This window comes from Microvirga zambiensis WSM3693 (genome assembly GCF_016735695.1).
In the GTDB taxonomy this organism is placed as follows: domain Bacteria; phylum Pseudomonadota; class Alphaproteobacteria; order Rhizobiales; family Beijerinckiaceae; genus Microvirga; species Microvirga zambiensis.
In genome coordinates this window covers 1-6,278 of sequence record NZ_JAERQD010000131.1, presented here as the reverse complement: position 1 = coordinate 6,278, position 6,278 = coordinate 1, and the positions used below count along the sequence as shown (strand labels likewise).

General features: G+C 59.3%; 9 protein-coding genes. 6 read left to right on the top strand and 3 right to left on the bottom strand.

Translation table 11 applies throughout. The features are described 5' to 3' along the window. The first annotated feature begins 243 nt into the window (after nucleotides 1-243). Entirely contained in the window at nucleotides 244-435 is a 192-nt protein-coding gene (locus JKL46_RS33860) for a hypothetical protein (RefSeq protein ID WP_201842814.1), read from the top strand. A gap of 500 nt (nucleotides 436-935) precedes the next feature. Here the strand turns inward: JKL46_RS33860 and JKL46_RS36140 are convergent, their stop codons facing one another. Continuing rightward, the gene (locus tag JKL46_RS36140; protein ID WP_246529722.1) at nucleotides 936-1,586 is read right to left on the bottom strand and encodes a hypothetical protein; all 651 of its coding nucleotides are present in this window, start codon (nucleotides 1,584-1,586) and stop codon (nucleotides 936-938) included. A gap of 171 nt (nucleotides 1,587-1,757) precedes the next feature. Here JKL46_RS36140 and JKL46_RS33850 point away from each other — a divergent pair, with 171 nt between their 5' ends. Both JKL46_RS33850 and JKL46_RS33845 read left to right on the top strand, forming a co-directional pair. Further along, complete coding sequence (locus JKL46_RS33850; protein ID WP_246529721.1) at nucleotides 1,758-2,087, top strand: WGR domain-containing protein; 330 nt, start codon at nucleotides 1,758-1,760, stop codon at nucleotides 2,085-2,087. 66 nt (nucleotides 2,088-2,153) lie between these two features. Next, complete coding sequence (locus JKL46_RS33845) at nucleotides 2,154-2,390, top strand: hypothetical protein (protein ID WP_201842812.1); 237 nt, start codon at nucleotides 2,154-2,156, stop codon at nucleotides 2,388-2,390. A gap of 128 nt (nucleotides 2,391-2,518) precedes the next feature. Here the strand turns inward: JKL46_RS33845 and JKL46_RS33840 are convergent, their stop codons facing one another. Next, nucleotides 2,519-3,037, bottom strand: a complete 519-nt coding sequence (locus JKL46_RS33840; RefSeq protein WP_201842810.1) for a 3'-5' exonuclease — start codon at nucleotides 3,035-3,037, stop codon at nucleotides 2,519-2,521. A gap of 326 nt (nucleotides 3,038-3,363) precedes the next feature. Between JKL46_RS33840 and dinB the strand changes: the two genes are divergently transcribed. Beyond that, nucleotides 3,364-4,440: a DNA polymerase IV gene (gene dinB, locus JKL46_RS33835; protein ID WP_201842808.1), complete on the top strand. Its 1,077-nt coding sequence runs from the start codon at nucleotides 3,364-3,366 to the stop codon at nucleotides 4,438-4,440. A gap of 139 nt (nucleotides 4,441-4,579) precedes the next feature. On the opposite strand, the gene JKL46_RS33830 is transcribed toward dinB, so the two are convergent. Beyond that, a complete protein-coding gene (locus JKL46_RS33830; RefSeq protein ID WP_201842801.1) occupies nucleotides 4,580-5,071 on the bottom strand; it encodes a c-type cytochrome in 492 nt (163 codons plus the stop codon). 104 nt (nucleotides 5,072-5,175) lie between these two features. Here JKL46_RS33830 and JKL46_RS33825 point away from each other — a divergent pair, with 104 nt between their 5' ends. Together JKL46_RS33825 and JKL46_RS35280 are read left to right on the top strand one after the other, a co-directional pair. Continuing rightward, nucleotides 5,176-5,547 carry a hypothetical protein gene (locus JKL46_RS33825; protein ID WP_201842799.1) on the top strand — a complete coding sequence of 124 codons (372 nt, stop codon included), beginning with the start codon at nucleotides 5,176-5,178 and terminating at the stop codon, nucleotides 5,545-5,547. A gap of 486 nt (nucleotides 5,548-6,033) precedes the next feature. Beyond that, the coding region (locus tag JKL46_RS35280) for a hypothetical protein (RefSeq protein WP_210381551.1) at nucleotides 6,034-6,278 on the top strand (245 nt) is incomplete at its 3' end.

Sequence of the window (6,278 nt, the reverse complement as noted above, 5' to 3'; positions counted from 1 at the left end):
GCGTGATGCCCGAGTTGCTGACCCAGGGGATCGTCAGAGTGGGGAAAGTGTCCGGTGATTGATTGGAACGCTGTCCGGCTTCATTCCGGAATGCTGTCCGACTTCAAATCGGAATACTTGTCCGGATTGCACCGGAATCCGCAGTTCACAGCCACAGCCAGAGGAGGCGTTACATGTCCATGCGACTTTGCACGTACGAATGCACCGCCCTCCTCGTCACAATCCCAGCTGCTGGTGGCTCCAATGAAACCGACCGTATTCCCTCTGCCCTTTGTAGGGTACGCATTCCGCTTTGAGTTCATTCGCGTTCGGCGCAAGCCGGCGAAAGATCACAAGCACCCCATCCTGATCTTCGAGTTCGCAGAAGCACTGCGACGGGAGATAAGTCCTCATATCTTGCGCGACATTGGCATTGACCGCAGCCGGGCCGACTAACAGCCTGGCTGCGAGGCGGGCAAATGATCTCGTTCGAACTGATAATGTGCGTCGCCACACATCGGCATGTCTTGAGCGCATCTACATGGATGGTGCGATGCCGGAACACATCGCGCGCGTCCTGGTGGAAGGTCTGGTGCTCAGCCTCTCACCGGGACGCCTCATGCTTATGCACAGCGTTCGGTTGCACTTCTGGCATTCATAGCGCATTGTGATGGCGTGGTGTTGCAACCGGCAGCACAAAAGCGCCCTGACAGTGAGATCCGCACGGCTAACCCTGTCAGGGCGTTGTCGTTTGTGAGCATCTTGCTCTCATGGGCGAGTCTGCACCCGGGAGTATGGCCCTCCTCAGACAACCGACGCCTCGTTGCGCCATGCATCCAAGCTGGAGCGGGTCGCGCACATTCCACTCCACAGTCAGGCATTGAATGGGGAACTCGGCGAGCCCGCGCTGATCGACTGCCCCCCTGAAATCGAGAGTACCTGGTCCGCGCAGGAGATCAGCGTGGAGAAGTCTCGCTAAGGGCCGACGGCCGAGCGGAAACCATAGTGCGGGGTTTAGGGTTGCCTTCCTCTTCGTCAGCCATGTACGAATGGCGGGCATCCTCAATCCCTTGCATTCCCTGGTTTGCATGACTGTTCGCCGCCGTTTTCTCCTCACTCCATCCTTCGCTCGCCTGATCCGGCGCGAGAGGGGTGGGCTGCGTTACGTCGAAGGCTTCTTCCCCGAGCAGCGAGATCGCTCCTCCTGGGTCCGCCTCGAAGAGGACAGAGGCCTGCTGATCCTCAGGACAGTTGGCCCAGGTGGCGAGGCGGAGGACCAGACCGACATTCCAGTAGGTCATGCTCACGCGCTGCTCGATGTCTGCGCCGGCGAAGTCAACTCCACCCAAATCGTGCTGCCGATCGGTGAAGGTCATGCTCTGGTTGACGAGGTCACCCGGCCCCGCGTCTTGCATCTCGTTACCGTGGAATTCGCTTCTGACGAGCAGGCGAGGGGCTTCCGCCCGCTCGAGTGGTTTGGGCCGGAAGTGACGGAGGATCGGCGCTACACCAATCAATTCATCGCTCTGAGAGGGCTTGAGGAGGCTCCGGAGATCCCGCTGTCCGATGCGGCGCTCGATAGTCTGCTCGATACGTTGGATGGCCATTTCCCAGCCTAGGCCCAGTTGGCCATCAACCGGCCCAAGGCCAAGCAGGTCCCCGTGACCCGGGCCAGCGCTGATACCGAGAAGGTCAACCTCGACGAGATCGAGCAGGCCATGATGCGCGAGATGGAGAAGACGCTCCAAAAGGACAATCCCACGTAAGAGCGCTCCAGGATGCCTGACGCCCGCTCCGCCATACGGCATCATCTCGTGCTGTATCGGCGCGACCCGGAACAGGGCAGGGGGCGCTTCTTCAGCCTGATGATCGAGCGTGATCTATTCGGCACGATCCGGCTGGTGCGCAAGGGGGGCTTCGTTGGCGCTAAGGGTCTGGAGAAGGTCGAGATCTTACCTGATGAAGCCCAGGCTGCGGTCGCACTGCAAACTTGGCGGATGCCCAGCGCCAGAAGGGCTATACCGACCTCTGACTGCTCGGAAGAGGGCCCCTGCATTGATCGAGCTCTTTGCCCGCTATCTATCTGGTTCCAGCGCCCAGGCAGTTAAGGATGTTCGCAGAATCCCATACCATTCCCTACCTACACTCGCCTGAACCTTCAGAGGGTTTGAGGCATGAAGCGGTTGGTCACGGTCATCGGTCCTATCACAGCTGCCCAGCTGGATGGATACCTCATCGAGGAAAGGCTGTTGGATCAGATTATGATTCAGGTCAGCGACAGGGACGACGGCAACTTGGAGGTCGCCTTTCAGGAGCGGGATCAGCGCTACCTGTCGCAGATCTCTGCTGCACAGCAAGCCGAGTGGCCACAGGAAGCAATGATCAATATTGAAGCTGGGTGCGCGCTGTAGACACCTGATTAGAAGTCAGCCTGGATCACTGACGAAGTGCCAGCTAAACCAAAATCCTCCATCAAAGCGATGAGGCCAGCGCGACCGGAACTCGACCTCTCACCAGATTTGGAGTTCTTGAGGCGAAGCTAACTCTTGTTCTCGGTCAGACCGAGCTTCACAAACAGATGGGCTGCCAACAGCGCATCGTTCAAGGCGTCGTGCTCGGCACGCAGGTGAGCAATGCTGATGCCGACCTGCGAGCAAGCCTGTCGGAGCTTGCCAGGAAGTCCGGAGCGCTTGGACAGAGCCATGGTGCAGAAGAAGCGCTCCCGTGGATAGATCGGCTGTGCTGTGCGCTCAAACTCCCGTTTGAGCGTGTTGTACTCGTAGGCATAGTTGTGGGCGATGATCATATCGTCACCCACGAAGTCAACCAGATCGTGAACGACATGCTCGAAATAAGGCTCCTCCTCCAACTCCGCCAACGAGATGCGATGCACCGCGTAGCAGAAGGGGCTCATAGCTGACCGGGGCTTGACGCGTCGGACAAACGAGCGCGGGGAGATCGCCCCGTCAATGACCTCAACGGCGGCGATTTCGATGATGTGATCATAGGATTGCGCGGTTTCGACGTCGATGACAACGTACCTGTGTTCCGGCTTCATTGGGCAGTATCGTCGATGGCTCGTTGGTCAATGGGAGGTTCAGTCACCTGTCGCTCTCGCGATACCGAAAGCCGGTGATGAATGATACCATAGCGCCAGGGTTCTATCGTCGCAGGGTATGTGGCCAACAATGGTGTCCGATCGCCAGTTGCTTGCGCCACGAAAACACGATCAAGGGACCAAGGCTTCGTCATGGAGGGTGGATGCTCGATACTGGGTTCATGCGATTGTGTCAGACTTACAGGATCTAGCGCCAGGTCATGTTGGGTAACGACCAAAGTCAGCCCCGCAACCTCCCACCCTCCGGCGCCGGAGAGCAAGTCGGCATGCCGGAGCCGCAGCGCCGGATCGTGCATGTGGATCTCGATGCCTTCTATGCCAGCGTGGAGCAGCGGGATTATCCGGAGCTGCGCGGCAAGCCGGTCGCCGTCGGCGGCTCCCGTGAGCGGGGTGTCGTGGCAGCTGCCAGCTATGAGGCCCGGCGCTTCGGAGTGCGTTCGGCCATGCCGTCCGTCACAGCCCAGCGGAAGTGCCCTGAGCTGACCTTCGTCAAGCCGCGGTTCGATGTCTACCGCGAGGTTTCGCGCCAGATCCGGGAGATCTTTTACGAGTATACCCCGCTGGTCGAGCCGCTGTCGCTGGATGAGGCTTATCTCGATGTGACCGAGAACCTGAAAGATATCCCGTATGCCACGCAGGTAGCCCGGGAGATTCGGGCCAAGATCCGGCAGGAGACCCATCTGACCGCCTCGGCCGGGATCAGCTACAATAAGTTCCTCGCCAAGATGGCGTCGGATCAGAACAAGCCGAACGGCCAGTTCGTCATCACGCCCGAAATGGGACCAGCTTTCGTCGAGAGCCTGCCGGTTGGCAAGTTCCATGGCATCGGCCCGGCCACAGCCAGGAAGATGAACGAACTCGGCATCTTCACAGGCCTGGATTTGAAGGCCCAGTCGCTGGGCTTCCTCCAGGAACGCTTTGGCAAGTCCGGAACCCATTACTACTGGATTGCCCGAGCCGTCGACCATCGACTGGTCCAGCCAGACCGCATCCGCAAGTCCGTTGGGGCCGAGAACACCTTCGAGAAGGACTTGGTGGGTTTTGACCAGATGAAGGCTGCGCTCCAGCCGATCATCGACAAGGTCTGGAAGTATTGCGAGCAGACTGGCGTGTGGGGCCGGACGGTGACGCTCAAGGTGAAGTTCTCCGACTTTCAGCAGATCACCCGCAGTCGCACGCTGATGGGCTATGTTGACAGCCGGTCAGCGCTCGAGCAGGCCAGCATCGATCTCCTGAAGATGTTGTTTCCTCTGGAGAAGAGCGTCCGCCTGTTAGGCGTTTCCCTGTCGGCTCTGAACACGGACGACGAACCTGAAAGTACCCAACTCTCCTTCGAGCTGTAAGCGACTTCCTCTTGCAGCAGTGCTGCAATCGCCGTGTTCTCGTCGCGCAGTCGTTGCAGTTCGGCCTCGAGCATATCCGGTGTCTCCTGTGCCTTTCCGGGGTGTCGGCTTCTGGATTGGGGTACTCTGCTCCAAGCGGCTACTGGGGCATGACCACGGTCAGGTAAGGGGCTGAGGGCTTCTCGTTGGCCCCAACCGGACCCGGCACCTGATTCCTGACCGGCTTCAGACTCTTCAGATAGCCAGCCAGAGCTTTGGCATCGGCATCCGTGAGCTTGCCATAGGAACGATAAGGCATCACCGGCACAAGCTGCCGACCGTCGGGTCTGACGCCGGTTCGCACCGCTTTGATGATGTCGGTCTCGCTCCACCGGCCAAGCCCCGTCTCGGGATCAGGGGTCAGATTGGGCGGATAGAAGATGCCAAGGCCTGGGATCTGGAAGCCCACCTCTGACCCAGCCAAAGGCCGCTGCAGGTCGGGCTTGCCGAGGAAGGTGCCGGGCGTATGGCAGCCGGTGCAATCCATGATGGTCACCAGGTACTCGCCACGCTGAGCCTGACCCTGGGCGAAAGCCGAAGGGACTGGCAGGAGGCTACCGGCGGCCAAAGCAGCGCAGATGGTTGATCTCATGAAGCATCTCTGACTGAGGTTGAACCCAGTCAAAGTGCCAGATGCCAAGCGGGAGTGAAGTGCGCAGAAGGCGTAGAACGGCGGCTGCACTTGTCATGGATTGCTTGTCAAAACTCTCCAGGATCGACCGACGCAATGCTGGTCTCGGGCGTCCGGCCGGACTTGGCAGCGGCTGGAATGAAGCGGTCGAGATCAATGGTTGTGATTGCGCGGAAGCTCTTGCCGAGGGCCGCGAGATCGTCGCCGAGCCTAACCACGTGCCGGGCATAGTGGCTAACTGTGCGAGGCGCGTAATGGCGCACTCCGAGGTAGATGACGAAATTGCGGATCTAAGAGACGACGGCATCACCCTTATAGGCGGTCCAAGTGACTTTGCTGCTGGGCAGAACGATGCGCTGGAGATGCATGATCGCATTCCAACCTGTCGTGGACAGGCTGAAGCTAATCCTGTCCACAACGAGCGGCAAACGCCCTAAGGTGGGACGTGGATGACGTCGTTGACATGACGAAAGATCCTAGGGTTAGCTCCATAAGATATGTTGCAACATCTTGTCATACTTTATTCGAAGGCAGCGTTGAAGACGTTACTGAACGGAACCGGCAATCTGATCTTGAGACTCAATGGTCAATGACGCTCTTGCCAGTGATTAACGGCAGGATGTCATGAGAATGGCTAGGCGAACTACTCAACAGCAGAGGCCGTGTGCTTTCTCAAAGCCTGCAGAGTCACAGGTCCGAGCTTCCCATTAACAGGAAGCCTTTGACCTATTCGAATACCTCAATGGCCTTATGGGACGACGCTCGGATGAGGGGCAGGGATCTCGCCACCGCGCCATGCGCCGGATCGATGACGCCCCGGTCGCCGATGCGATCTCGGCCAGCACGTTCGTTGCGCGATGCCCGCGGACGCTGAGCTGTTCTGCCTTCCTTTGGCGCCATTGAGTTGCGACTGTTCGTGCCACATGGCTCGGACCTTACTCCTCTGCCTCTGGGTGCTTGGTATTGCGCTCCTCGGCTCCAGTCTGGGTGGCGGGCCCCAGGCCGGACCTGGCAGCGGATCGCCGGCATCTCCGGATGTTTCTGCCAATCCGTTTAACGGACCGGGCGGCGTTTACGCGAAGATCCCCGCGAGGGATGAGTTCGGGCGGGATCAACTCGCGATGTTCCGCGCGTGGAACCCGGACCCGCTCGGAAACCACGAGGCCAA

Bases quoted from the DNA above. Each gene is read 5' to 3' on its own strand.
- JKL46_RS33860 (WP_201842814.1), top strand. From the start codon at position 244: ATGAAACCGACCGTATTCCCTCTGCCCTTTGTAGGGTACGCATTCCGC.
- JKL46_RS36140 (WP_246529722.1), bottom strand. From the start codon at position 1,586: ATGGCCATCCAACGTATCGAGCAGACTATCGAGCGCCGCATCGGACAG.
- JKL46_RS33850 (WP_246529721.1), top strand. From the start codon at position 1,758: ATGCCTGACGCCCGCTCCGCCATACGGCATCATCTCGTGCTGTATCGG.
- JKL46_RS33845 (WP_201842812.1), top strand. From the start codon at position 2,154: ATGAAGCGGTTGGTCACGGTCATCGGTCCTATCACAGCTGCCCAGCTG.
- JKL46_RS33840 (WP_201842810.1), bottom strand. From the start codon at position 3,037: ATGAAGCCGGAACACAGGTACGTTGTCATCGACGTCGAAACCGCGCAA.
- dinB (WP_201842808.1), top strand. From the start codon at position 3,364: ATGCCGGAGCCGCAGCGCCGGATCGTGCATGTGGATCTCGATGCCTTC.
- JKL46_RS33830 (WP_201842801.1), bottom strand. From the start codon at position 5,071: ATGAGATCAACCATCTGCGCTGCTTTGGCCGCCGGTAGCCTCCTGCCA.